General features: G+C 63.1%; 25 protein-coding genes. 9 read left to right on the forward strand and 16 right to left on the reverse strand.

Features of this window, described 5'->3' with window-relative positions; translation table 11 throughout:
- Positions 1–4 precede the first annotated feature (4 nt).
- Entirely contained in the window at positions 5–433 is a 429-nt protein-coding gene (locus IEW00_RS06125) for a hypothetical protein (protein ID WP_188513490.1), read from the forward strand.
- A 53-nt stretch (positions 434–486) separates the two neighbouring features.
- Here the strand turns inward: IEW00_RS06125 and IEW00_RS06130 are convergent, their stop codons facing one another.
- The 8 genes from IEW00_RS06130 to IEW00_RS06165 all read right to left on the reverse strand — a co-directional run bounded on the left by IEW00_RS06130 (position 487) and on the right by IEW00_RS06165 (position 9,474).
- Positions 487–1,722, reverse strand: a complete 1,236-nt coding sequence (locus IEW00_RS06130; RefSeq protein ID WP_188513491.1) for a dicarboxylate/amino acid:cation symporter — start codon at positions 1,720–1,722, stop codon at positions 487–489.
- Between the two features lie 72 nt (positions 1,723–1,794).
- Positions 1,795–3,576: an SLC13 family permease gene (locus tag IEW00_RS06135; RefSeq protein WP_188513492.1), complete on the reverse strand. Its 1,782-nt coding sequence runs from the start codon at positions 3,574–3,576 to the stop codon at positions 1,795–1,797.
- 41 nt (positions 3,577–3,617) lie between these two features.
- The gene (locus IEW00_RS06140) at positions 3,618–4,967 is read right to left on the reverse strand and encodes a spinster family MFS transporter (protein WP_188513493.1); all 1,350 of its coding nucleotides are present in this window, start codon (positions 4,965–4,967) and stop codon (positions 3,618–3,620) included.
- A gap of 150 nt (positions 4,968–5,117) precedes the next feature.
- On the reverse strand, positions 5,118–6,188 hold the full coding sequence (gene aroC / locus IEW00_RS06145) for a chorismate synthase (RefSeq protein WP_188513494.1): 1,071 nt from the start codon (positions 6,186–6,188) through the stop codon (positions 5,118–5,120).
- Positions 6,189–6,272: 84 nt separating this feature from the next.
- Complete coding sequence (gene fabI / locus IEW00_RS06150) at positions 6,273–7,079, reverse strand: enoyl-ACP reductase FabI (RefSeq protein ID WP_188513495.1); 807 nt, start codon at positions 7,077–7,079, stop codon at positions 6,273–6,275.
- A gap of 10 nt (positions 7,080–7,089) precedes the next feature.
- Positions 7,090–7,983 (reverse strand): YihY/virulence factor BrkB family protein, encoded by an 894-nt coding sequence (locus IEW00_RS06155; RefSeq protein WP_188513496.1) that lies wholly within the window; start codon positions 7,981–7,983, stop codon positions 7,090–7,092.
- Positions 7,984–7,997: 14 nt separating this feature from the next.
- Positions 7,998–8,933: a DnaJ C-terminal domain-containing protein gene (locus tag IEW00_RS06160; protein ID WP_188513497.1), complete on the reverse strand. Its 936-nt coding sequence runs from the start codon at positions 8,931–8,933 to the stop codon at positions 7,998–8,000.
- 79 nt (positions 8,934–9,012) lie between these two features.
- Positions 9,013–9,474 (reverse strand): ABA4-like family protein, encoded by a 462-nt coding sequence (locus tag IEW00_RS06165; protein ID WP_188513498.1) that lies wholly within the window; start codon positions 9,472–9,474, stop codon positions 9,013–9,015.
- 136 nt (positions 9,475–9,610) lie between these two features.
- Here IEW00_RS06165 and pdxH point away from each other — a divergent pair, with 136 nt between their 5' ends.
- Positions 9,611–10,189, forward strand: coding sequence for a pyridoxamine 5'-phosphate oxidase (pdxH, locus tag IEW00_RS06170; RefSeq protein WP_188513499.1), 579 nt, complete (start codon positions 9,611–9,613; stop codon positions 10,187–10,189).
- Entirely contained in the window at positions 10,186–10,995 is an 810-nt protein-coding gene (locus IEW00_RS06175; RefSeq protein ID WP_188513500.1) for a PhzF family phenazine biosynthesis protein, read from the forward strand. Before pdxH ends, IEW00_RS06175 begins: the two co-directional genes overlap by 4 nt.
- A gap of 172 nt (positions 10,996–11,167) precedes the next feature.
- Here IEW00_RS06175 and IEW00_RS06180 read toward each other — a convergent pair whose 3' ends face one another.
- Both IEW00_RS06180 and IEW00_RS06185 read right to left on the reverse strand, forming a co-directional pair.
- A complete protein-coding gene (locus tag IEW00_RS06180; RefSeq protein ID WP_229736847.1) occupies positions 11,168–11,770 on the reverse strand; it encodes a twin-arginine translocation pathway signal protein in 603 nt (200 codons plus the stop codon).
- A gap of 17 nt (positions 11,771–11,787) precedes the next feature.
- Complete coding sequence (locus IEW00_RS06185; RefSeq protein WP_229736848.1) at positions 11,788–12,921, reverse strand: serine hydrolase domain-containing protein; 1,134 nt, start codon at positions 12,919–12,921, stop codon at positions 11,788–11,790.
- A gap of 29 nt (positions 12,922–12,950) precedes the next feature.
- On the opposite strand from IEW00_RS06185, the gene IEW00_RS06190 reads away from it, so the two are divergent.
- Complete coding sequence (locus IEW00_RS06190; RefSeq protein WP_229736849.1) at positions 12,951–13,322, forward strand: hypothetical protein; 372 nt, start codon at positions 12,951–12,953, stop codon at positions 13,320–13,322.
- Between the two features lie 12 nt (positions 13,323–13,334).
- Here IEW00_RS06190 and IEW00_RS06195 read toward each other — a convergent pair whose 3' ends face one another.
- Together IEW00_RS06195 and mnmA are read right to left on the reverse strand one after the other, a co-directional pair.
- Positions 13,335–14,642 carry an alginate export family protein gene (locus tag IEW00_RS06195; RefSeq protein ID WP_188513502.1) on the reverse strand — a complete coding sequence of 436 codons (1,308 nt, stop codon included), beginning with the start codon at positions 14,640–14,642 and terminating at the stop codon, positions 13,335–13,337.
- An 83-nt stretch (positions 14,643–14,725) separates the two neighbouring features.
- The gene (gene mnmA / locus IEW00_RS06200; protein WP_188513503.1) at positions 14,726–15,862 is read right to left on the reverse strand and encodes a tRNA 2-thiouridine(34) synthase MnmA; all 1,137 of its coding nucleotides are present in this window, start codon (positions 15,860–15,862) and stop codon (positions 14,726–14,728) included.
- 191 nt (positions 15,863–16,053) lie between these two features.
- On the opposite strand from mnmA, the gene IEW00_RS06205 reads away from it, so the two are divergent.
- Together IEW00_RS06205 and sciP are read left to right on the forward strand one after the other, a co-directional pair.
- Complete coding sequence (locus IEW00_RS06205; RefSeq protein WP_229736850.1) at positions 16,054–16,422, forward strand: hypothetical protein; 369 nt, start codon at positions 16,054–16,056, stop codon at positions 16,420–16,422.
- Positions 16,423–16,429: 7 nt separating this feature from the next.
- On the forward strand, positions 16,430–16,729 hold the full coding sequence (gene sciP, locus IEW00_RS06210) for a CtrA inhibitor SciP (RefSeq protein ID WP_017670538.1): 300 nt from the start codon (positions 16,430–16,432) through the stop codon (positions 16,727–16,729).
- A 106-nt stretch (positions 16,730–16,835) separates the two neighbouring features.
- Here the strand turns inward: sciP and IEW00_RS06215 are convergent, their stop codons facing one another.
- The 4 genes from IEW00_RS06215 to hisS form a co-directional block, all read right to left on the reverse strand.
- Positions 16,836–17,777: a DUF4167 domain-containing protein gene (locus IEW00_RS06215; RefSeq protein WP_229736851.1), complete on the reverse strand. Its 942-nt coding sequence runs from the start codon at positions 17,775–17,777 to the stop codon at positions 16,836–16,838.
- 232 nt (positions 17,778–18,009) lie between these two features.
- A complete protein-coding gene (gene prmC, locus IEW00_RS06220; RefSeq protein ID WP_188513506.1) occupies positions 18,010–18,855 on the reverse strand; it encodes a peptide chain release factor N(5)-glutamine methyltransferase in 846 nt (281 codons plus the stop codon).
- Positions 18,856–18,964: 109 nt separating this feature from the next.
- Entirely contained in the window at positions 18,965–20,053 is a 1,089-nt protein-coding gene (gene prfA / locus IEW00_RS06225) for a peptide chain release factor 1 (protein WP_188513507.1), read from the reverse strand.
- Between the two features lie 337 nt (positions 20,054–20,390).
- Positions 20,391–21,635: a histidine--tRNA ligase gene (gene hisS / locus IEW00_RS06230; protein ID WP_188513508.1), complete on the reverse strand. Its 1,245-nt coding sequence runs from the start codon at positions 21,633–21,635 to the stop codon at positions 20,391–20,393.
- Positions 21,636–21,763: 128 nt separating this feature from the next.
- On the opposite strand from hisS, the gene IEW00_RS06235 reads away from it, so the two are divergent.
- The 3 genes from IEW00_RS06235 to IEW00_RS06245 are packed head-to-tail and all read left to right on the forward strand — an operon-like array spanning position 21,764 to position 24,634.
- The gene (locus IEW00_RS06235; protein ID WP_229736852.1) at positions 21,764–23,707 is read left to right on the forward strand and encodes a M61 family metallopeptidase; all 1,944 of its coding nucleotides are present in this window, start codon (positions 21,764–21,766) and stop codon (positions 23,705–23,707) included.
- 58 nt (positions 23,708–23,765) lie between these two features.
- The gene (gene ppa, locus IEW00_RS06240) at positions 23,766–24,308 is read left to right on the forward strand and encodes an inorganic diphosphatase (protein WP_188513510.1); all 543 of its coding nucleotides are present in this window, start codon (positions 23,766–23,768) and stop codon (positions 24,306–24,308) included.
- Complete coding sequence (locus IEW00_RS06245) at positions 24,308–24,634, forward strand: hypothetical protein (protein WP_229736853.1); 327 nt, start codon at positions 24,308–24,310, stop codon at positions 24,632–24,634. Before ppa ends, IEW00_RS06245 begins: the two co-directional genes overlap by 1 nt.
- Positions 24,635–24,789: the final 155 nt, after the last annotated feature.

Below are 24,789 nucleotides of genomic sequence, written 5' to 3' on the forward strand. Positions count from 1 at the left end.
CGCCATGCCGCTGAACCGCCGCCTGATCGCCGCAGGAATGATCGCTACCGGGGCCGCATTGTTCACCTTGCAGCCATTGGCGCTGGCCCAGCCCGACGCTCCGGCGAAATCTCGGGTGCCGGCAGCCGAGGTGATCGGCGAGCCAATCAGCTGCATCAACCTTTCGCAAATCCGCAACACCTCGGTGCGCGATAATCGCACCATCGATTTCATGATGAGCGGCGGCAGGGTCTATCGCAACGAGCTGCCCAATCAGTGCGGCGGACTGGGTTTCGACCGGTCGTTCACCTATTCGACCTCGCTCACCCAGCTGTGCAATGTCGACATCATTACAGTGCTCCAGAATGTCGGCGGAGGCCTTATGCCGGGTGCCAGCTGTGGCCTTGGCCAGTTCACCCCGGTCAAGCTGATCAAGCAGCCCAAGGGCAACTGACCCAGGCTTTGGAGGGCTTTGAGGGGGGCGCTTGGACTGAAGCCCTCAGGCCTTCAGATATCGTCGTCGGAAATCATTTCCTCGCGGTTGAGTTCGCCGGTCATCGCCGCGACCGTCACCGCCACTGCCGCATCGCCTGTGATGTTCGTGGTGGTGCGGATCATGTCCATGATACGATCGACACCTGCCACCAGCGCGATCGTTTCCAGCGGGACCCCGACCGACCCGAACACCAATGCCATCATGATCAGGCCAGCTCCCGGAATTCCCGCCGCGCCGACTGCGCCCAGCGTCGATGTCACCGCGATCATCGCGTAGTCGCCCCAGCTCAGGTCCACGCCGAAGATCTGCGCACCGAACAAGGTGGCGAGGCCCAGGTACATCGCGGTGCCGTTCATGTTGATCGTGGCGCCCAGCGAGACCACGAAGCTTGACACGCTGGGTGACACGCCCAGATTGCGCTGGGTACAGCGCAGCGTCACGGGCAGGGTGGCGTTGGACGATGCCGTGGAATAGCTCACCGCGATCGCATCAATCATGCCGCGGAAGAAATCGATCACCGGCAGCTTGGCCATGAACTTGATCATCGCCGAATACAGCACGAGGATGATGATCGCGCAGCCGATGTAATTGAGCGCCACCAGCTTGGCGAGCGGGATCAATCCTTCAAAGCCGAAGGTTCCGGCGACCCAGGCCATCAGCGCGAAGACGCCGAACGGGGTCAGCTCCATGACCAATATGGTCACCTTCTGCATGATGATGGCGCCCGAATCGAAGATCCTGGCGACGGGCTCGCCGTCTTTCTCGGCCATCAGGATTCCGATGCCGAGCAGCAGCGAAAAGACGATCAGCGCCAGCACGTCCATCGTCGCCATGGCCTGGACGACGTTTTCCGGCACCATTTTCAGGATCATGTCGGTCACGGAGGTTTCGGGCAGGGCGGGCGGCGTGGTGACACCGGCCAGGCTCGCATCGACGCCCAGGCCCGGCTGGATAAGCGTGCCGAGCGTCAGCCCCAGGACCACCGCCAGCTGACCTGTGACCAGAAACAGCAGCATCGCACGGCCGCCGACGGCGCCGAGCTTGCGGATATCGCCAATCGAGGCGACGCCTGCGACCAGCGAGAAGAAGATCAGCGGGACGACCAGCATCTTGATCGCCCGGATGAAGAGATCGCCGATCCATTTGATCGCGACCGCACCTTCGCCCCAGACCAAGCCGGTGATGATGCCAAGGATGAGGGCAGCGATGACGCGCTGCCACAATGGAATACGAAACCAGAAACCCAAATCGCATCCCCTGATCGTTGAGAGCTGTTATTGTTAGACGTCGTATCCCGGTGGCGCAATCGCACCGGTCGATCAGCTCAGCATGATAATCGCGAAGCAGGTGGCAAGCCCCACGCCGATCGTCAACGGAATACCGGCCTTGAAGAAGTCGGTGAAGCGATATCCGCCGGCCGCATAGACCAACGTGTTGGTCTGATAGCCGATCGGCGTGGCAAAGCTCGCCGAGGCGGCGAACATCACCGCGATCACCAGCGGACGCGGATCGATGCCGAGATCGGTCCCTAGCTTGATGACGATCGGGGTGACCAGAATGGCGACCGCGTTGTTGGTGATGATCTCGGTGAGCAAGACCGACAGCACATAGACCGCGAAGACGACCCCCCAGACCGGGGCGTTGGCGAGATAGGGCGCCAGCGTTTCCACCACCATCGTCACGCTGCCCGATTCCTCGAGCGCCAACCCGACCGCGAGCATGCCGAAGATCAGTACCAGCACGTTGCCATCGATCGAGCTCCACGCCTCTTCGGCATCGATGCATCGCGTGACGAGGATGAAACCCACCGCGAGGATCGCCGCAACCTCGATCGGCATGACGTTCAACGCCGACAGGATCACCACCCCGGCGAGCGCACCGATGGCGAGCGGTGCCTTGTCGCGGCGGAACGCGCGTGCGCTCGTACTGGCGACACCGAACAGGTTGGGGTTTTCGTACATCCGGGCAATATCCGCTTTGGCTCCGGTGACGATCAGCTTGTCGGCGGCGTGAATCTTGGCGTTGGGCAAATCGGATCGCGGCAGGTTGCGATAGCGGCTTAGCCCCAGGATCCGGACGTTGAGCATCGACAGAAACGGAATGTCGTACAGCCGGTTGCCGATGCTGGGGTGGCTGGGCGCGACCATCGCCTCCACGACGACTTCGCCCATCGCGCCGACGTCGCCCTTGCGCACGATGCCGACCTTGACGTCGTCGCTTTTGCGCAGCGACATCAACTCGGGCAACTCGGTGCGGATCACCAGGACATCGTCTGCCTGCAGCACCTCTGACGAGAGGTTGTGGCGAATATAACGCCCTTCGCGCTTGATCGCCGTCACCGTGATCTTGGAGCGTTTGGCTATGGCGGTATCTGCCAGAGCCTTGCCCCGCATAGTGGACGCGTTGCGGATGGTCAGTTCGGTCAGAAAGAGTTCGTCTCCCGCGTTGTCGGCGAGGCCATCGCTATCCTTGGGGAGCAACCACGCGCTGAACGCGGCGAGCATGATCATGCCAGCAACGCCGGCGATCAGTCCGTAAGGCGTGATTTCAAAGATCCCGAATGGCGTGAGCCCGCTGCCGCGTGCGACCGAATCGACGATCAGGTTGGTCGATGTTCCGATGAGCGTCGTCGTGCCGCCCAGTATGCAGACGAAACTCAGCGGGATCAGCAGCTTTTTTGCGGAATAGCCGGTCGCCTGCGCCAGTTTGAGGATGATCGGGATCATCACCACCACCACCGGGGTGTTGTTCATGAACGCCGATGCGACATAGACACCGAGGAACATCTCTCCCACCGCCCGCCTTGGGTGCTTGGCAGCCCGCTGGATGATGGCCCCTGCGATCGCGTCGATCGTCCCGGCGCGCAAAAGCGCTCCCGACAGGATAAACATGGCACCGATGGTGATCGGCGCGCTGTTCGAGAATACCGAAAACAGTTGTCTGGAATCGATAATGCCCAGAAACAGGAACGTGCATGCCCCCAAAATCGCGATGACCGCGGCGGGGAAGCGTTCCATGACGAAGCCGACGAACATCAGCCCCAGGATGACCAGACCTATCACGGCCTGCCATGTTTCGATGAACTGGCGGATGTCATCCATGTGCCGTGTGGTCCCCCTTCACCACATTATCGCACCACGCTCTACCCGCTCTTGAGTTCCCGTGTCAGCCTCAAACTCGCGCGCCAAAAGAGAAAAGCGGGGATCAGTCCAAGCCAGGCGGCACCATACAGAACCCAGCGTACGCTGTCCGCGCCTGCCAGCGGCTGGAATGCATCGGACATCATACCGAACAGCAGCGGACCCAGGCCAAGCCCGATCAGGTTCTGCGCAAACACCATCACCGATGCCGCCACCGCGCGCAGTTCGGGGCGGACCAGACCCTGTACACAGGCATAGGCCGGGCCATAATACATCGCGTTCATGATCGTCGGCAAAAACAGCAGGGCCATCGCCACCCGCCAGTCGGTAGCGGAGTAGGCGAGGAACAGGATCGGCGCGGCGACCGCCATCGCGACCGCGGGGCCGGTCAGCAGATGCTTGCGGTCACGCTTGCCGAAATGATCGGCGAGCTTGCCGCCGAGCCACGTGCCGATCATCCCCGCAACGCCTGCGCTGACTCCCAAGTACAGCCCGGTTTCGCCCGGGCTCAGCTCGAACGTGCGGATGAACAGCACCGCGACCCACACGGCCTTGCCGTACGACAGGAACGCCGTGACCCCGCCAGCCAGGCACAAAAGCACGAAGCAGCGGGAGGTCGCGAGCTCGCGCAGCGCCGCGCCCACCGGCACCTGCACCTTGGCCGCCGCCTGTTTTGCTCCTTTGACCATTCCCGCCCGGCGTGGTTCCTTCATCAGGAACGGGACCAGCAGCGCCAGCACGACCCCCGGCAGTCCGACGGCCATGAACGCGGTGCGCCAGCCATAGGCATCGGCAAGGCCACCGCCGATCACCATGCCCAACAACGATCCGATGGGAATGCCAAGGCCGTAAAACGCTATCGCCGACGAACGTTTTTCCGGAGGGACACAGTCGCTGATCAGCGAATGCGCAGCTGGCGTGCACCCGGCTTCGCCCACGCCGACGCCGACCCGCGCCAGCAGCAGTTGCGGAAAGGTCCGCGCCATGCCGCATGCCATCGTCATCGCCGACCAGATCGCCACCGACCACGCGATCAGCGATACCCGGTTGGTGGTCGATTTGTCGGCATAGCGCGCGATGGGGATGCCCAGCAGCGTGTAGAATAGCGCAAAGGCTAGCCCGGTCATCAGCCCCAACTGGGTATCGCTAAGTCCGAAATCGCGTTTGATCGGCTCGGCAAGGATCGAGACGATCTGCCGGTCAAGAAAGTTGAAGATATAAATGATCAGCAGCGTCCACAGCATGACGCGCGGAACGGCAGCCGTTGCAGGGGGAGCTGCTGCCTTGCTGGCAGATGTCGCTATTCCGGGCGGCGGCAACGCTTCGCCTGCCCCTTGGGGGGTCACGGTCATTCACTCTCCAGTCGCGCCACCTTCTGCCTTTTCGAGCGGGTGGCTGCTTGCGGAGACATGCTAGACACAGAAGCGGTTGCGAGGCAATCGCTGTTCGGTGAATTGTTACGTTTACGTCAACTGGAGGCGGTTTGGCGTCTCAGGGCGCGTTTAACCGCACTGCGCGCGGTGCAGCAGTTTCTGGTCGGCGAGCACCAGCGCGACCATCGCCTCCACCACGGGAGTGCCACGAATACCGACGCACGGGTCGTGGCGGCCCTTGGTGATGATTTCGCTGGCATCGCCTTGCCGTGTGATCGTTTCGACGGGGGTGAGGATCGAGCTGGTCGGCTTGAACGCGACCCGCACCACCACCGGCTGCCCGGTTGAGATGCCGCCTGCAATGCCGCCTGCATGGTTGGCGAGGAATTCGGGGTCGCCGTTCGCGCCCGGCCGCATCGGGTCCGCGTTGCGTTCTCCGCTCAGCCGGGCGGCGGCGAAACCATCGCCGATCTCGACGCCCTTGACCGCGTTGATCGACATGCACGCGGCGGCCAGCTCGCTGTCGAGCTTGGCATAGAGCGGCGCGCCCCAGCCTGCAGGCACGCCGGTTGCGACGCATTCGACCACGGCGCCCAGCGAACTGCCCGCCTTGCGCGCGGCATCGACCTTGGCCTCCCAGCGCTTGGCTGCTTCGGGATCGGGGCAGAAGAACGGGTTGCGCGCAATCTCGGCGGCATCGAACCGCGCCGGGTCGATGCAGTCGCCGCCAAGTTCGGCGACATAGGCGATCAGCGTGACTTCGGGGATGGCGAGTCGGGCGACGGCACCTGCGGCGACGCGCGCTGCGGTTTCGCGTGCGCTCGATCGGCCCCCACCGCGATAATCGCGGAAGCCGTATTTCTTGTCATAGGCGTAATCGGCGTGACCGGGACGATAGGCCTTGGCGACCTCGCTATAGTCCTTTGAGCGCTGGTCGACATTCTCGATCATCAGGCTGATCGGCGTTCCGGTGGTCCGCCCCTCGAACACGCCTGAGAGTATCCGCACCGCATCGGGCTCCTGCCGCTGCGTCGTGAAGCGCGAGGTCCCCGGACGACGCGCGTCGAGAAACGGCTGGATATCCGCCTCGCTCAGGCTCAGCCCCGGAGGGCACCCATCCACCACCGCGCCCAACGCAGGGCCATGGCTCTCCCCCCAAGTGGTAAAGCGAAACACGCGGCCAAAGGTGTTGAAGCTCATGGGTAAGTCCAGTCAGACACAGGATGATCGCCCGCGCTTTGCGGGATTGTGCCTTCGCTGTCCAGATGGGCTGGCCAACGGTTGCTACTGGTCCAGCGCGATGTCCGGGGCGTCTTCCTGCTTCATCCCGACGACGTGATAGCCTGCATCGACATGGTGCGTCTCGCCGGTGACGCCCGAGGACAAATGCGAGCACAGGTAAAGCCCTGCGCCGCCGACATCGTCGATCGTGACGTTGCGGCGCATCGGGGAGTTGTATTCGTTCCATTTGAGGATGTAGCGGAAGTCGCCGATACCGCTGGCGGCCAGCGTCTTGATCGGGCCGGCGGAGATCGCGTTGACGCGGATGTTTTCGCGGCCCAGATCGTTGGCGAGGTATTTGACGCTGGCTTCCAAAGCGGCCTTGGCGACGCCCATGACGTTGTAATGCGGGATGACCTTTTCCGCGCCGTAATAGCTCAGCGTCACGATCGAACCGCCATTGGTCATCATCGGCCGCGCGCGCTTGGCGACCGCGACCAGCGAATAGGCCGAGATGTTCATCGTCATCAGGAAATTGTCGAGGCTGGTGTCGACATACAGCCCGCGAAGCTCGTTCTTGTCCGAAAAGCCGATCGCGTGAACGACGAAATCGATCGTCGGCCAACGTGCTGCCAAGGTCTCGAACGCGGCATCGAGCGCGTCCATATCCGAAACGTCGCATTCGAAGGTGAAATCGCTGCCGAGTTCAGCCGCCAGCGGGATCACGCGCTTGCCCAAAGCTTCGCCCTGATAGGAAAAGGCGAGCTCTGCGCCCTGCGCTGCCAGTTGCTGGGCGATGCCCCAGGCCAGGGACTTGTTGTTGGCAAGCCCCATGATGAGGCCGCGTTTGCCCTGCATCAATCCGTTCATGGAAACATCCTTATTCATTAGCAGCTTCTTGCGGCGCTCCGCCGCGCGCACGTGCGATCGCCGCGTTCAGTTCGGCCCCGATTACCATAGCAAAGCCGATGAGGAAGAAGAAAATCAGACTGACCATCACGCCGGCCAGGCTGCCATAGGTCAGGTCGTAGTTGGCGAAGTTGCTAAGGAAAAACGGCAGCAGCGCAAGGCTTGCCATCCACCAGATGCTGATAAACAAAGGTCCCGGCCAGATCGGATGGCGCTTGCGCCGATATGCGGTGGGGGTCAGCATGCCAAAGACCAGATACAGCATCGCCAGCAGCACCAGGAAGGTGAACAGTTGGCTGAACGCGACGAGCGACAGCGCGTTTTCTGGAAAGCCGACGCTGGCGGCGATGACTTCAGCGGCTCCAACCAAGACGACCTGCACACTCAGCGCGAGCATGGTCGCGATCACCGCGATGATGATCAGCGCTAGAGATCCGAGGCGATAGCGCCAGAACGGCTTGTCCGAGGTGGCGTCATAGGCCTGGCGAATGATCGCCCGGATCGATTCGATCAGGCTTCCGGTGGTCCACAACCCCACGATGACCGCCAGCCAAAGCAGCAGCCCAGTGCGCGCGGTCATCGCCGATTCGATGGGCGCTGCGATAACCGATGCCATGCTCGGGGGGACGGCGGCGAGAAAGGCGTTGACGGCATCCTGGCCGTAATCGCTGCGGCCAAACACACCCCCCAGAGCGGCAGCGACGATGAAGAACGGGAAAATCGTGAGCAGCGCCAGATAGGCGAAATTGCCCGCGACCACACCGCCATGCTCGAAGGCGTTGCCAACCACTTCGACCGCGATGGCGCGTGACCGCGTCAGGTTCTCCCTGAAATTCTCTGGCTTCAACAGATCGCGAATTGCCATTCTATCGCGCAGCTTCAGGCCGTCAGGCCCGCGCGCGGATCATAGTCCGCCTGCCAACCCTCTACGAACTGCGTCAGCGCGGCATCGCCGCCCTCGGGCAGGCGGATTTGCAGCTCTATGATCTGGTCGCCGCGCACTCCGGCCTTGCCGTGAAAGCCTCTGCCTTTGAGCCGCATCTGCTGGCCTGACTGGCTGCCCGGCTTGATCTTCATCATCACCGCGCCATCGACCGTTGGCACGCGCACCTCACCGCCGGCCACCGCTTCCTTGAGCGAGATCGGTAGGTCGAGCCGTACGTTGTCGCCATCGCGGCGGAAAAAGCGGTGAGGGCGGACCTCGATCGTGACGATGCCATCGCCCGCGCCACCGGGGCCCGGCTGGCCTTTGCCGGTGAGCCGCATATTGGTGCCGGTCTCGACACCATGGGGCAGCTTGAGGTCAATCGTCTTGCCATCGGCCAGCGTGATCCGCTGCGGCTTCAGCGCTGCAGCATCGGTGAAGTCGACCGCCAGCTTGTAGGCGACATTCGCGCCCTTGGGCGCAGCCCCACGTGCGCCGCCGGCGCCGCCGCGATAGGTGCTGCCGCCGCCCAGGCCACCAAACAGCCCGTCGAAGATATCGGCAAAATCGACGCCGTCGTTGCCAAAGCCCGAAAAGCCCGCATTCTCGCTGGTGCGGCCCTGCTGGCGAAAGCCGCCGCCTCCGCCAAAACCGAACGGCGCTGCCGGATTGCCGTCGATGTCGATCTCGCCGCGATCGAACCTGGCCCGCTTGTCCTTGTCCGAGAGCAGGTCATAGGCACGCGTCACTTCGGAGAAACGCGCGGCGGCGACCGCGTTGTCCTTGTTGTAGTCGGGGTGCAGTTCCTTGGCGAGCTTGCGGTACGCGCTCTTGATGTCCTTTTCGCTCGCGCCCTTGGACACGCCGAGAATTGCATAGGGATCAGACATGTATGTGGTCGCCATCGTTGATGAAAATATCCATTGTTGCCGATTTACAACAATATCTGGGGTAGGGGCAGGGCTTTTTTCAAGCCGGTATCAGATGAGCCGAGCGCCCGCGCAAAAAAACTGCGCGGATGGCGATATAGAGTGCAAGCCCCAAAGGACCTGCCGCAAAGGTAAAGAACAGGATTGGCGCCTGGATCAATCGGCCCTTCAGGGTGCTCAAGCCATGCGCATCGGCGTTGCGCGCGATCCACAGCCCGACGAACAGATCAAACGCCAGGTAATGCACCCAGCCGATGGTAACCCCGGCATCGCTGGCAAAGATGCTTCGAACCCCGCTTATGGTCGAAAAGTCCGCGCCGCCATCTGTTGGCACGACGCCGGTCACGACCAGCGCGAGCCCGGTGGCATAGCCCAGCGCCAGCAGCAGGAGCGGGCCGAAAAACAGCGCGCGTGCAATCGCCTCGCGCCTGGGAGCGAGGATCAGCACCGCCCATGCGATCATCGCCAGCAGGTTGGCCGCCCCGAAAATCTGTTCCCACATCGGCGAGGTGCCCCCTTTTTTCGCAAAATCCTGTTCATCGCCAGCCCGTTGCGCGCTAAGACGCAGCAGCGCATCGCGCACTGTCTTATCTGATTAAGGCAGTCAATGAAACCGGCTCCTTCAGGACGAACCAACCATGGCTGACAATCCCTTTGCGCTGTTCGATGATTGGTATGCGCGCGCGCGCGAAACCGAGATCAACGACAGCAACGCAATGGCGCTGGCGACGGCCGACGCTGCTGGCCATCCCTCGGTGCGGATGGTGCTGCTCAAGGGGCACGGCCCGGACGGGTTTATCTTCTACACCAATTACCAGGGCCGCAAGGGTGGCGAACTGCTCGCCAACCCCAACGCCGCCTTGCTGTTTCACTGGAAGTCGCTGCGTCGCCAGATCCGTATCGAAGGGCCGGTGACCCCGGTCGATGATACGACGGCGGACGCCTATTTCGCCACCCGTTCGCGCGATTCGCAGCTGGGCGCGTGGGCATCGGACCAGTCTCGCCCGTTGCCCGAGCGCCAGATCTTCGAAGACCGGTATGCCGAGGTCGAGCAGCGGTTTGCCGACAAGCCCGTGCCACGCCCGCCACATTGGTCAGGGTTTCGCGTGACGCCGCAGCGGATCGAGTTCTGGGAAGATCGCGACCACCGGCTTCACCACCGCCGGGTGTTCACCCGCACCGCCACCGGCTGGAACGAAGGACTGCTGTACCCATGAGCCAACTCCCCGCGACCTTGCCCTATTGCCATATCGATGCCTTCGCCGACCGGCCCTTCACCGGCAACCAGGCCGCGGTCATGCCACTCGATGCCTGGCTGGACGACGACGTGCTTCAGGCGATCGGGGAGGAAAACAACTTCGCCGAAACCGCGTTCATCGTGGCTTCGGACAGCAATGATGCCGATTACGAACTGCGATGGTTCACGCCTGCGGTCGAGATCGCCTTGTGCGGCCATGCGACGCTGGCGGCGGGGCATTACGTTTTCGAGAGCGGTTTCGCCGGCGATGCCGTTCGCTTTTCGACCCGCAAGGCCGGGGTGCTGGTGGTGAGGCGGCAGGGCGAGCAGCTGGCGCTGTCACTGCCCGCTTATGCGCCGACACCTGCGCCATTGCCTGACTGGACTGCCGCGCTCGGCGCGCTTCCGGCGGAATACCACGTCTATCCCGGCGATTATCACGTGCTGCTGTTCGACCGCGCCGAGGACGTGCTGGCGCTGGCACCCGACATGAAGACGCTGGCTGCGCTGGGCGACCACCAATTCATCTGTACCGCGCCAGGCAAGGATACCGATGTGCTCAGCCGCGTGTTTGTGCCCGGGGCAGGAGTGGACGAGGACAGCGTCACCGGATCGGCGCATGCGGTGCTGACCCCGTTCTGGGCGGCACGGCTGGGGCGCGCCAGCTTCTCCGCGTTCCAGGCCAGCAAGCGCGGCGGGTTGCTGCACTGCACGCTGACCGGCGACCGTGCGGTGCTCGGCGGACAATGCGTGACCGTGGTGACGGGGACCTTCCGGTTGCGGTGAGCATGAGCTTCTCCCCTACCGCTTGCGGGAGGGGTGTCTAAGCCGAAGGCGAAGACGGGGTGGGCCTGAAAAGCCAATTGTGCTCCCAGCCCACACCGGCCCGGGAAGCCGGGTCTGCCCCTCCCGCAAGCGGGAGGGGAGAGCTGTTGGCTTCGCATTGAATCTTATTCGATCACGGCGCGACCTTGCTCGCCGCGACCAGCGCATCCCATGTTGCGAAGTCGATGCTTCGCCCCGGATAGGCGACCTTCGCGAACGGCCAATCCTTCGCCACCCACTCCTTCGCCCACGCGTACAGCTCCGCATCGAAACCCGCGCCGTATTCCGCCTTGGTGACCCACATCGTCACCACCGCGTCATAGCCGTCGACCTGGCTTGGATAGACATAGACGCAACCACGCTCGCGGCTGCCATCGGGGGTGAGTACGGCATAGGCAAACGATGCCCGCTTCTCGAACCTTGCCTGTTCGGTCTGCATGTCCTGCATCGCATCGGCGGCGGATACGTCCTTGTGCGGCCAGCTGGTCGAGCGGGTGAAGGTCATTTGCAAGTGCTCGATCGAGGACATGTACGCGGCGAAATCGATGTCGACGAGCTCGGGGCCGAGTGGGACGATCTTGAAGCCTGGGGTTTCCACCAACGTCGGAACCTTGAAGTCGGCAGGCACGAACGAGGGCCTGGTGTCTGTTTGTGACGCCCCTTGCGCCCACAGCGGACTTGCGCCCGACAGCGCGATCGTCATCAACACAACCGAACCTGCGAACCTGATGCTCATGGCGTTTTTACCCCCAATTACCTCCGCGGAAACAGCGCCGCGATTCTACCCAGCTGCTCGCGCACCTGATCAAGCTCGTCGGCTTGTGTCTTGCCCAGCCGCACCATCGTCAGACGCTGGCTGGGGCTGACGATGACGAACTGCCCCAGATGCCCCTGCGCCGCAAAGACATCTGCGGGCAACAGATCGGGGTACAGAATCGTGCGCCGGCCTGCCGGACGCGGCTTGCTGAGCCAGATATGTCCGCCATAAGCCGGATCGTTGGGCGAGGAGGTCAGCATGAAATCGACCCAGCCACGCGTCAGGAACTGGTTGCCGCCAATCGAACCCTTGTTGCGCAGGAATTCGCCGAACTTGGCCCAGTCGCGGGCATTCGCCTGAATGATCGAACCTCCGATCATCGTGCCTGCGGCATCGAATTCGGGCACCATCGATGTGATCCCCAACGGCTCGAACAACCGCCCTCGCATGTAATCGAGCATCGCCCGGCGGCGGACCTCGGGATCCGTGCTGTCTGTCAGCTGGCGGGTGATGATGTCGGCCAGGATCACGGTGGTGTTGGTCGAATATTCGAACTTCGCTCCAGGCTCGGCCTCGAGCGGCTGGCTGGCGGCATAGCGCACCATGTCGTCACGCCCATCGAGGAACAGCATCCGCACCTCGTCCGACTCGTAGGGCGGATCGCCTGCCTCGGTATGCTGCAGCCCCGATGACATGTGCAGCAGATGCCGCAACGTGATCGCGCCGCGCGGATCGCCGGGGCGCTTCCAGTCGGGCACCGGGGCAGGGGCATCAAGCGCCAGCCTGCCGTCGGCGACCATCAGTCCGACCAGCACTGCGGTGACGCTTTTGGCCATCGACCAGCTGATGAACCGGGTGTCGCGGTCATAGCCCGGAGCATAGCGTTCGGCGATGATTTCGCCCTCGCGCACGATCACCAGCGCCCGGGTTTCGGACATTTCTTCTTCGTCGAACAGCTTGCCGATCTCGGCGTTCAATGTGGCGGCTGAAACGCCGGGCACGTCCGCAACCATTGTCTCGCCGCCACCTGCTAGGCTGTCAGCCGCCTTGCTCTCGACGCCGTACAGGCTAAAGGCGGTTGCGGTGATGATGCCGGTTGCGGCAAGGGCGAGGATGATGCGGTGCTTCATGCCAGCATCCATCAATCAGGCAGGGACCGATGGCAACTCGAAATGTGAACGGAATGTACGGCCCGAGCCGCCGCGGCAAGTTGAAGTGGGTGCTGCTGGCGCTCGCCGTGCTGCTGGTCGTGGGCATCGTTTACGCCCTGCCCACGATGCGTGCCTACAGCCAGACAGGGGCGGCTTATTCGGCGCGCGTGGTGTGTTCGTGCCGCTATATCGGCGGACGCGCACTCGGCGATTGCGAGAAGGATCTGGAGCCCGGGATGGAAATCGTCAGCCTCAGCGAAGCCGCCGACGCCAGGCGCATCGATGCGACTGTGCCGCTGCTGGCCAGCGAAAGCGCGGAATACCGGGAGGGTTGGGGTTGCGTGCTGATGACTCCGAAGGAACGCGAAGCGGTTCGCTAAGCCGCCACGAGATCAAAAACTCACCGTCATCTGGCCATAGGCATAGCGCGTGTCGCCAAAGCCCGGAGCATTGGGCGCGGCATCGAGCAGCGCACCGCTGGTGAGCAGCGCGGTGCCTGCCTCAAGCCGCAACGTGTCTTCGATCAGCCAGTGGCCGATGCGCGCCTCGATCATGTGCCCGGCAAAGCGACCCGATGTGCCTGAGGCATCGACGAGGCTGCTGTTGCCAAACCGATCCCGGCGGTTATGGGCCCAGGCCGGGCGCCACAGTGCCATGACATCCCAGCGCGATCCCGGGGTCGCCTCCAACCGCAACCCGGGTGAGATAATGTTCGTGCGTGCAAGAGGGCCGAAGATGCCGCTGGGGCCGAACTCCCACCGGCGGGCACCGAACAATGTGTCGAAGCGGGTGAAATTCGCCGAGCGTGGATCATCGCCGCTGGCAATGTCGAACAGCACCGAAATCCGTGGCTTGCCCGGCAGGTCAACGCTGTAGCCGATTTCGGCATGGGCGAAAAACGCGCGAACATCTTGCAGCGGCGCGTTTGCCGCTGTCGATTGCCGGACAGTGCCGGTCTGCACCGCGCCCTCGAAATCGATATCCCACTGATCAGGCTCTGGCGAGCGGTGCAGCCGTGCGCCCGCAGTCAGCAGCTTGCGATTACGGGTCGGGCCATTCGCACCATCGCGCTCGTTCAGTCCGAAGACATTGGCCTGGAGCGTGATCCCGGCAAAAAGGTCAGGCCGTGAATAATGTGTGCCCCAGAACGTCAGGTCGAAACTCTCGCGATCCCAGCGGACCCGGTTGTTGACCAAGCTCGCCCGGTCGGAGGGCAGGCGGGTGTGCGGCAGGGTATAGAACGCGGTCAGCGTATCGCCAGCGTCGCCGTGCCAGTCGAGCCTGAGTCCGGTGAAGCTGTTGATCGTGTTGCGAAAGGCGTTGCGCGCCGACAGACGCCGCGAGCCGAGATTGAGGTGCAACCGCCCGGCGGTGACCTCGACCGGGCCATCACGATATCCGATCGATGCTCTGCTCAGTTCAAGCGCGTTGACCTCGGTCGTGCCCGCCGCGCCGGGCGCATCGATCCAGTATCCGCGAGCATCCACCAGCTCTGCTGAAAAGTGCCATGGCCCGGTGCGATAGTCTGCGGCAATCGCGGTCTGAATGGTGAGCGCGTCGTCGTTTGGTGGCAGGGAGGGGCGGTATTGGCCTTCGAGAAGCTCGTACCGGATGCGTACGTCTCCGGAAATCGACAGGCCATCATCGCTTCGATCCTCAGCATGCGCCTGTGATACTGGTATCAGCGCCGCCGCCGTCATGATCAGAATTGCAAATGTGCGCACCGACATCCCCTAGCATTTAGGGATAGCGCAATTTCTGCGCGGTGTTGAGAGCCAACCGCTCAGGCAGCGAGCGAGGCCTCGATGGGCTCGGTGCTGGCAATCCAGCCGCCGCCGAGCACGCGGGTTCCGGCATAGAAAACCGCCGCCTGTCCAGGCGCGACGCCATATTCGGGCTGCAGGAACACCAGCCGCCGGTCCGCGCCGCTGCCTTCGATCCGCGCAGCAGCAGGCTTGGCGAGCGAGCGGACCTTGACGTCCAGCGGGCCCTCATATGCGCCGCCGATCCAGTTCATGTCAGTGACGAGGGCCGCGCGCGTTGCCAGCGCCTCGCGCGGACCGACGATTACCCGGCGGGTGGCGGCATCGATCCTGACGACATACAAAGGCTCCGGCTGTCCGCCGATCTCGAGCCCCTTGCGCTGGCCGATGGTGAAATGGATCAGCCCCTTGTGCTCCCCCAGCACCCGGCCATCGATGTGGACGATCGCGCCGCCGGTGTCCGCATCGGGGCGCACCTTGCGCACGACCGAGGCATAATCGCCATCGGGCACAAAGCAGATGTCCTGGCTGTCGGGCTTGGCCGCATTGATCAGCCCCATCTGCTGCGCCAGCGCGCGCACCTGCGGCTTGGGCAGATCACCCAGCGGAAAGCGCAGGAAATCCATCTGGTTGTCGGTTGTGGCGAACAGGAAATAGCTCTGATCGCGCGCCGGATCGTGCGCGCGGTGCAGTTCGGAACGGCCATCGGGGCCCTCCACGCGGCGCACATAATGGCCGGTGGCGAGGCAATCTGCTCCCAGATCGCGGGCCATCTGCAGCAGATCGGTGAACTTGACCCCCATGTTGCACTGGATGCACGGGATGGGGGTACGGCCTGCCATATATTCGTCGGCAAAGCGATCGACCACCGACTCGCGGAAGCGGCTTTCATGGTCGAAGACGTAATGCGAAATGCCCAGTCGATCGGCGACCGCGCGCGCATCGCGGATGTCCTGTCCGGCGCAGCATGACCCGGCGCGCTTGACCGCTGCCCCATGGTCGTAAAGCTGCAGAGTGATGCCAATGGTTTCAGCGCCAGTCGCTGCGGCAAGCCCGGCAACCACCGACGAATCAACACCGCCCGACATCGCAACGACGATTCGCCGCGCCCTCATATCGCCTGGCAGCTGGAAATCGGGGGTTGAGAGGGTGGTCATAGTGCCCCATGTAGCGGTCGCAATGGGGTTCTGCCACCCCGCACCGGCAAAATTTTGCCGCCTCTGAGCATCTCCAAAATGGCGGAAATACGGGACTTCCCCCCGGCTGGTCACGCCGAATTAACGAAGGCTAATCAGCGATGAAGGCCGTTTTTACCTGCTCTTACGGATTGGCGGGTAGACCGATCAGCATGGAAATGAACTTCCCCCACGATGTGCCGATTTCGGCCAGCAGCACACCGATCAGCCTGCGCAGGCTGGATATGGATATCCTGCGCGTGCTTGCGGTAGCGCCGGTGACCGCTCGTGAGCAAACCCCGCTTGCAGCGCGCTCTGGCCGACGCGGCAAGGCTGCGCTGATGGCGCTGTTCGCCGGAAGCGGCCGGGCCGACCAGGTGGCGCGGGGAAGCTTCAATCCACACTTTGCCGTTGCGATCGACCGGTTGGGCGCAACGGAACATCAAAGTGAAACTGGCGTTTACCATTCTGCTTCAGTCAATCGCAAAGCCGCTCGGTTACTCCGTTCCCTCGCCCCCAATTACACAAATCAGGCCTTTTGAGGACATGATGATCGAGAATCAGAAAATCAAACCAGCTCAGGTCATTGGCCCGCTCGGCGAGCCGTTGACGTTGGACAATCTGCCGGCCCCCGGTACGAAACGCTGGGTGGTCCGTCGCAAGGCCGAGGTCGTCGCTGCCGTCAATGGCGGGTTGCTGACCATCGATGAGGTGTGCGAGCGCTATGATCTGACGCTTGAGGAGTTCGCCTCGTGGCAGCGCGCGGTTGATCGGTCGGGCATGCCCGGTCTGCGGGTAACGCGGATCCAGCATTATCGCGATCTGTACGAACGCCAGCAGCGCTACTAACACCACGCGCTTCGCCGGAATGAAAAAGGGGTGCGATCCGATTTGGATCGCACCCCTTTTTCGTTGGTGGTGGTCGCTCGCTCAAGCAGCGGTTGAAGGCTGGCCTTCAGCTGTCGGCGGATGCTGCCTCGACATCACCTGATTCTGCGGCCTTGCGGCGCGGGGCTGCCCGGCGCTTGGGCTTGGGCGCCTCGGCTTCGGGCAACGCATCAGCAGCCGGCTCGGCCGCGATGCCGATTGCGGGCGGCAGGATCATCGGATCGAGACCATTGCCTTCGCCTGATTCCACTGCGCGTGGCGGACGACCCCGACCGCGGCGCGGCGGAGCTGCAGGCTCCTGATCGCCCGATGCTGCAGGAGCAGGTGCCTGAGCGGCCTCCTCCCTAGCCTGCGGACGAGGATTGCGTTCATTGCGCGAACGCGTCGAACGATCATTGCCGGCTTCATCGGTGCGGTTGGAATCGCGGTTGGTGTCCCGATTGCCATCACGACCTTCGGACCGGTCATCACGCGGACGACGCTCGCGACGAGCCTCGTTCTGACGGCCCTCGCTCTGACGGCCCTCGCTCTGACGGTTACCCGGGCGGACATTGCCACGATTGTCTTCGTCGCCTTCGTCCTGGTCTTCGTCCTGATTGTTGCGGCTCTGCTCATCGGCATGGTCGAGCGACGAGGTGTATCCGCGCTGGACGTTGCTTTGGTTGCCCGAATAGCCGCCGTTATCGTCATCATCGTCGGCATAGTCGTTGCCGGTATCGCGACCCTGGTCTTCACGTGGGCGGCGATATTCGTCCTGACGGGCGCGGTTGTCGGCCAGCACGCGGAAATAATGATCAGCGAACTGCAGATAATATTCGGTGGCCACGCGGTCACCGTTCATCTGCGAATCGTGCGCCATCTTCTTGTATTTTTCGAGCATCTGGGTGGCATTGCCACGCGCCCGGCTGTCGATGCGGTTGCCCTGATCCATGCCGCCGCTGCGGCCAGTAGGCTGCGGACGGTTATTGCCACGGCCGCGACGACGGCTCGTTCCACGATTGTTGTTCAATTTAGACGCTTCCTTATCAGTCGCAATTTGCCTGCGTGTCCTCTGCGCGCCCGTGCAGCCCGACACATTGAAGTGCGCGGCGCGTCCCAAGCTTTTCATCCGCTTTGAGTGGCCTTGATAAGCTGCCCTAATAAGATGACTGGGGTCAGCAAGCGTGACGGGCCAATTGCCAACATCACCTGTCTTGCTGTTGTGGTGGTAGCGGCTCGCCAATGCCTTGCCAAGCGAAATATCAAGTCGGTGGCGTCTGGCGCAATATCACTGCGCGATCATGCCCGGCAAGGTCCTGTCGGCAATCGACATCAAAGCCGCTCGCTGACCCAAGAGCCGAAACCGCCAGGCGCTGACTCGCACCGATTTCGAGGATCGCGATGCCGCAGGGGGCAAGCAGCCTGGGAAGGGCGGGGATGAGGAAGCGGTAATCGTCCAGTCCTTCGTCTCCCGCGAACAGCGCGCTGTGCGGCTCATGCTGCATCACCTGCGGCGCCAGCGCGGCTGTGGTCTCGACATAGGGCGGGTTGCAAAGGATCAGGTCGAACGGGCCGGGCAGGGCATCGTGCCAGCCCGGGTGCCGCCAGTTGCCATGCTGCATCCGTGCCCGCTCGCCATAACCCAGCCTGTCGGCATTGCTCTGCGCAATGGCGAGCGCGACATCGCTTGCCTCGATCCCGATCCCCCGGGCCTCGGGCCACTGCGCCAACGCAGCGAGCAGCAGCGCGCCCGATCCGGTGCCAAGGTCGAGGATCCGCTGCGGGGGGCGGCATTTGATGGCATCGACCGCAGCTTCGATCAGCGTCTCGCTGTCGCTACGCGGGATCAGCACCGCGGGCGTGACGTTGAGCGTCAGCGTCCAGAAGTCCTGCCGCCCGGTGATATAGGCGACCGGCTCGTGCATTTGGCGGCGGGCGAGCAGGGCAGCGAAAGAGGGCGGCACCTGATCGCGCATCCGGTTGAGCAATAGCGTACTGCGGGTGATGCCGAGTGCGTCGGCCATCAACAGCTCTGCATCGAGCCGAGGGGTGTCAGACACCCCCGCCAGATCGTGCGCCGCGGTACGCAGCGCTTCGCTGACCGTCACAAACTACGCTGTTCTCCGGCGAAAGCCGGAGCCCAGGGGGCGAATTGCGCAACACCGCTCCTGGATTCCGGCTTTCGCCGGAAAACGGGGCTTGGTTCGGGCAAGGCCATCAACCCGCCATTTCCATGTTCGCCAACCGGCTTGCCTGGTCCTGCGCGGTGAGCGCGTCGATCAGTTCGCCGAGCCCCGCACCCGCCAGGATCTCCTCAAGCCGATGCAGCGTCAGGTTGATCCGGTGGTCGGTCACCCGCCCTTGCGGAAAGTTATAGGTGCGGATGCGCTCCGAGCGGTCGCCCGATCCGACCATCGACTTGCGCGCATCGGCCTCGGTCGCGGCCGCCTTGCTGCGCTCGAGCTCGTACAATCGTGCGCCCAGCACCTTCAACGCCTTGGCCTTGTTCTTGTGCTGCGATTTCTCGTCCTGCTGGGTCACCACCAGCCCTGAGGGCAGGTGGGTGATGCGCACCGCGCTGTCGGTGGTGTTGACGTGCTGCCCGCCCGATCCCGAAGCGCGGTAGACATCGATCCGCAGGTCGTTGTCGTTGATCTGGATATCGACCGCTTCGGGCTCGGGCAGCACCGCGACCGTCGCGGCGGAGGTGTGGATGCGCCCGCCGCTTTCGGTGACCGGCACGCGCTGCACCCGATGGACCCCGCTTTCGTACTTCAATTTGGCGAACACGCCCGCGCCATTGACCGAGGCGATGACCTCCTTGAACCCGCCGACGTCCGAGGAGCTCGCCGACAAGATCTCGATCCGCCAGCCCTGCTCTTCGGCAAAGCGCGAATACATCCGCAGCAGATCGCCCGCGAACAAGGCCGCCTCGTCACCACCGGTACCCGCGCGGATCTCCAGCATCGCCGGCCGCATATCGGCGCTGTCACGCGGCAGCAGCTGGATCGCGAGGTGCTGTTCGGCGAGCGGCAGCCGCGCGCGCAGGTCCTGCGCTTCTTCGGCCGCCATTTCGATGATCTCGGGGTCGGAATCGGGTGCGTCGATCAGGACCAGCAGTACCTCTAGCTCGGCCCGAAGCCGCCGTACTTCGCCGGCGGCACGCGCGACGGGCTCAAGCTCGGCATAATCCTTCGAGGTGCGCACGAACTCCTCGCCATCGAGCGCACCCGAGGCCATCCGCGCCTGCAACTCCTGATACCGCGCCTCGATCTGCGCGATGCGTTCGGGGGAGATGCGGGTCATGCGGTCACCGCAGTCGCGTGGGTAAACTCGCCTCTCCCTCGATGGGAGAGGCAGTGAGACTTGGCAGTCCTGAGCTTGTCGAAGGACTGCCTAGTCGCAGCGGTGAGGGTGATGGTGCGTCCGGGCGCCATGGTATGATCCGGAGAGCTCACCCCCACCCAACCCTCCCCCATCAAGGAGGAGGGCTTAAGAAGGTTTGCGCCGCTGCCCCGGTCCCCTGCGTCGGCAGGGGCCCATCTCCGGGGCGTGGTTCCGGATGCGAGCGCAGAAGATGGACCTCTGCCTTCGCAGGGGGTCGACACCTTTGGATGGAGAAAAGGGGGCGCGGCGAGGTGCATTACTTGCAGGTGCTGCTCTGGAGCAGGTCGGCAACCCTTGCATGCAGCTCACTGTCTGGAGCAGATTTGATGTTGGCCTTTGCCGTATCCCCATCATGCTGGAAAGAAATCAGCAGCTTGGCATTGATCTTTGCGGCCTTGTCGTAACGCTTGCGCGGCGAACCGGTCGCGATCATGTCGCTGGAAATCCCGTGATTGCGCAAGATTGCCTGCGCCGCAGTGGCATCCGCCAGCGCACGGTCGTCTTCAAGCGCGATGATGACGTCGAGACCGCTGGCTTCCGAAAGCTCGCACAGCATCGCCAGCCGCTCGATCCCTGCGGCCCAGCCGACCGCAGGCGTGTGCGGCCCGCCCAGGTTCTCGATCAGGCCATCATAACGCCCGCCGCCCAGCACCGTGCCCTGTGCACCCAGCCGGTCGGTGACGAATTCGAATGCGGTATGGCGATAGTAATCGAGCCCGCGGACCAGCCGCGCATTGCGGGTCCACGCGACACCGGCGGCATCGAGCCCGCTCGTTACGCTCTCGAAGAACGCGCCAGCCTCATCGGTCAGATACGCGTCGATATCGGGCGCGCTGTCGGCAATCGGGCGGTCCTGCGGGTCCTTGCTATCGAGGATGCGCAGCGGATTGCGCTCGAGCCTGTCCTGCGAGTCCTTCGAGAGATCGCCTACATGTTTCTGAAAATGTTCGATCAATGCAGCGCGCCACGCATCGCGGCTGGCGGCATCGCCCAATGTGTTGAGCTGCAGCGTGACGCCCTCGGTGATGCCGAGTTCGCGCAGGATCTGGTCGGCCATCACCAGCAGTTCGACGTCTGCTTGGGGTTCGGCCGCGCCGATGATTTCGGCGTCGATCTGGTGAAACTGGCGGTAGCGGCCTTTCTGTGGGCGCTCATAGCGGAACAAGGGCCCGTGCGTGGCGAGCTTGAGCGGGGCATATTGCTGCCAGCCGTTGGTGAGGTAGGCGCGCGCCAAGCCTGCGGTGAACTCGGGCCGCAGCGTCAGCGAATCGCCGCCTTTGTCGTCGAACGAGTACATTTCCTTCGACACGACATCGGTGGTCTCGCCCAGCGAGCGTGCGAACACCGCGGTTGCCTCGAACACCGGCATTTCCACCCGGCGGAAATTGTAGAGCCGGCGCACGCGATCGAACGTGTCGACCACATGGCCGAACCGCTCCTGCTCCTGCCCGAAGATGTCCTGCGTCCCACGGATCGCGCCCGGTGTGTTAATTTTGCCCATATTCCGCCGCCATTAGCGACTTTTTGGGCAGACGCCAAACAGGCGGCTACATTTTTTTGGGGGAGGCGTTTAGGGTATGGGAATATTGCCGAACTTCGGTCGGTGAAAGAACAGAAGGGTCCGTACACTTGCGTCTTTTTCTCACCGCTTCCTGCCTTGCCATCTCGCTTGCCGGATTCCCCGCGATCGCTCAGACCACACAGGTCCCTAACAGCGCCCCCCAGCCGCAGCCCATCGTCGATATCGTGCCCGAGGCCCGCGATATCGCGTTTCCCGGGGTGATGTCGATCGAGGTCGATGCGACCGATGTCGAGCGCGCGATTTTTTCGGTGAAGCAGACCATCCCCGTGCCGCCTGAGGCGCTCGCGGCAGGGCGGTTTACGGTGCTATATCCGCAATGGCTGCCGGGAAACCATGCGCCGCGTGGTGAAATCGAGAAGGTGGTGGGCCTCACCTTCACCGCCAACGGCAAGCCGCTTACATGGCAGCGCGATTCGCTCGATGTGAACGCGTTCCACGTCACCGTTCCGGCAGGCGCGCGCGATATCGTGGCGAACTTTCAGTTCGTCAGCCCGACCGCGTCGAACCAGGGCCGTGTGGTGATGGCGCCCAAGATGATGAACCTGCGCTGGAACAACGTGGCGCTCTATCCCGCAGGCTATTTCGCCCGCAACATTCCGGTCGATGCCACCGTCACCTGGCCTGCAGGCTGGCAGGCGGGAAGCGCGATGCGGGCAAAACGCACGACGGGCGCGAAGATCGCCTATGAACGCGTCGATTTCGACACCCTGGTCGACAGCCCGATGTTCGCGGGCGCGCACTTCAAGAGCTGGTCCTTGTCCGACAAGGTGACGCTCAACGTCGTTGCCGACGCGCCCGAGTTCCTCGCCGCTACTCCCGAGCAGATCGAACACCACAAGCGTCTGGTGAGCGAGGCCGAGAATCTGTTCGGCGTTCGGCATTATGACCGCTACGACTTTCTGCTGTCGCTGTCGGACGAAATGAGCGGCATCGGCATCGAGCATCACCGCAGCAGCGAGAACGGCGTCGGCACCGGCTATTTCACCGATTGGGCCAAGGGGCCGGGATCGCGCTATCTGCTGCCGCACGAGATGACCCACAGCTGGAACGGCAAGCATCGCCGTCCGCAGGGCATCTGGGCACCTGATTTCCGCACGCCCAGCCGCGACGATCTGTTGTGGGTGTATGAAGGCCAGACGCAGTTCTGGGGCTATGTGCTGGGTGCGCGCTCGGGACTGTTCAGCTTCCAGGAAACGCTCGATGCCTTTGCCAATATCGCCGCCGGGCTCGATCGCCGCACCGGGCGCAGCTGGCGACCGCTGATCGATACCGCGCATGATCCGATCATCTCGGCGCGCCGGCCCAAGGCCTGGGCGAGCTGGCAGCGCAGCGAGGATTACTACAATGAGGGCATGCTGGTGTGGCTCGAGGCCGACCAGATCATCCGCCGCGAATCGGGCAATACGAAGTCGCTGCAGGATTTCGCGCAAAGCTTCTTCGGCGGGCGCGATGGCGATTGGGGCGTGGTCACCTATGAACTGACCGATGTGGTTGCCGCGCTGAATGCCGTGCAGCCTTATGACTGGCAGGGCTTTCTGCAGCGCCGGGTGTATGAAGTGACCGACGAGGCCCCCAAGCAGGGGCTGGTGCTGGGCGGATATGAGCTGGTCTATGAGACCGAACCCAGCGCCTATATCCGGGCGAGCGAAGCCGCATCGGGCGGCTCGGATTTCAGCCATTCCATCGGGCTGATCGTCGATAAGGATGGCAAGATATCGCAGGTCATGTGGGGCAGTCCGGCATTCGATGCCGGAATGACCGTGGGAGACCAGATCACCGGTGTCGGCGGCCGCGACTATTCGGGAGAAATGCTCAAGACCGCGGTCGCGTCGACCAGCCAGGGCGGCAAGGTCGAACTGCTGGTCAAGCGCGGCAAACGCTACCGTGAAACCACGCTTTCCTATACCGGCGGGTTGCGCTATCCGGCGCTCCGCAAGATCGGGCAGGGCGAAACCGGCCTTGACCGGCTGCTTGCACCGCAAACCCGCTGAACGCTGAGTAACGGGCGCAAGCGTCCGGCGGCAAACCAGAACAAAGGCATCAACCCTTATGCTTATCGATCAGATTTCCATCGGCAAGAACCCGCCGAACAACGTCAACGTGATCATCGAAGTGCCCACCGGCGGCGAGCCTGTGAAGTATGAATTCGACAAGGCGTCCGGCGCATTGTTCGTCGACCGGATCCTGCACACGCCGATGCGTTACCCTGCAAACTACGGCTTCATCCCGCACACGCTGTCGCCCGATGGCGATCCGCTCGACGCGCTGGTGGTGGCCCGTTCGCCGTTCATGCCTGGCTCGGTCGTCCGGGTACGCCCCATCGCGGTGCTGCATCTGGAAGACGAACACGGCGGTGACGAAAAGGTCGTCTGCGTCCCGGACACCGCGACCTTCCCATATTACACCGATGTCCGCGAAAAATCGGACATGCCCGACATCGTCTTTGCGCAGATCGAACATTTCTTTACCCACTACAAGGATCTGGAAGCCGAGAAGTGGGTACGTGTTGGTAAATGGGGTGATGCTGCCGAAGCTCGGCGGGTCATCCTTGAGGCGATCGAGCTCGCCAAGACCAACAAGGACGCTGACTGATGCAGAGCAGGGCAAAGATGGGTTCGTTCGCGATTTCCGCGTCCGCTTTGTGCTTTGCCCTGCTGCTTGCCGGATGCGCGACACCCGAAGCGCGGACCCGCTCCGCGCTGATCCAGACCGGGCTTACCCCGCCCGTCGCAAGCTGCATGGCCGAGCGCATGGTCGACCGGTTGTCTCTTGCACAACTCCAGCGGTTGGGTCGTCTGGAGCGGCTGCAGCGAGCCGGTGATTTTGAAGAGTTTCTGCGCCTTACCAGGGGCTTGCGCGATCCGGAAATTCTTGCTGTGGTCAGTTCCTCGGGGGTGGTTTGCACCGTACGCAACTAACTGGCGGAAATCAGATCGGCGCTCGCACGAATGCGGGGTTCCCTTTACGCCGCGTCTATGCTTTAGCGCCCCTCACAACCGTTCATCGACCGCTTACACGGCCCGGTGTCGACCGCTTGTGAGTCGAACGCCCGGCCTGCTTAGAAAGGCATGGG

Origin of the sequence: Blastomonas aquatica (assembly GCF_014639875.1) — a bacterium.
Classification (GTDB): domain Bacteria; phylum Pseudomonadota; class Alphaproteobacteria; order Sphingomonadales; family Sphingomonadaceae; genus Blastomonas; species Blastomonas aquatica.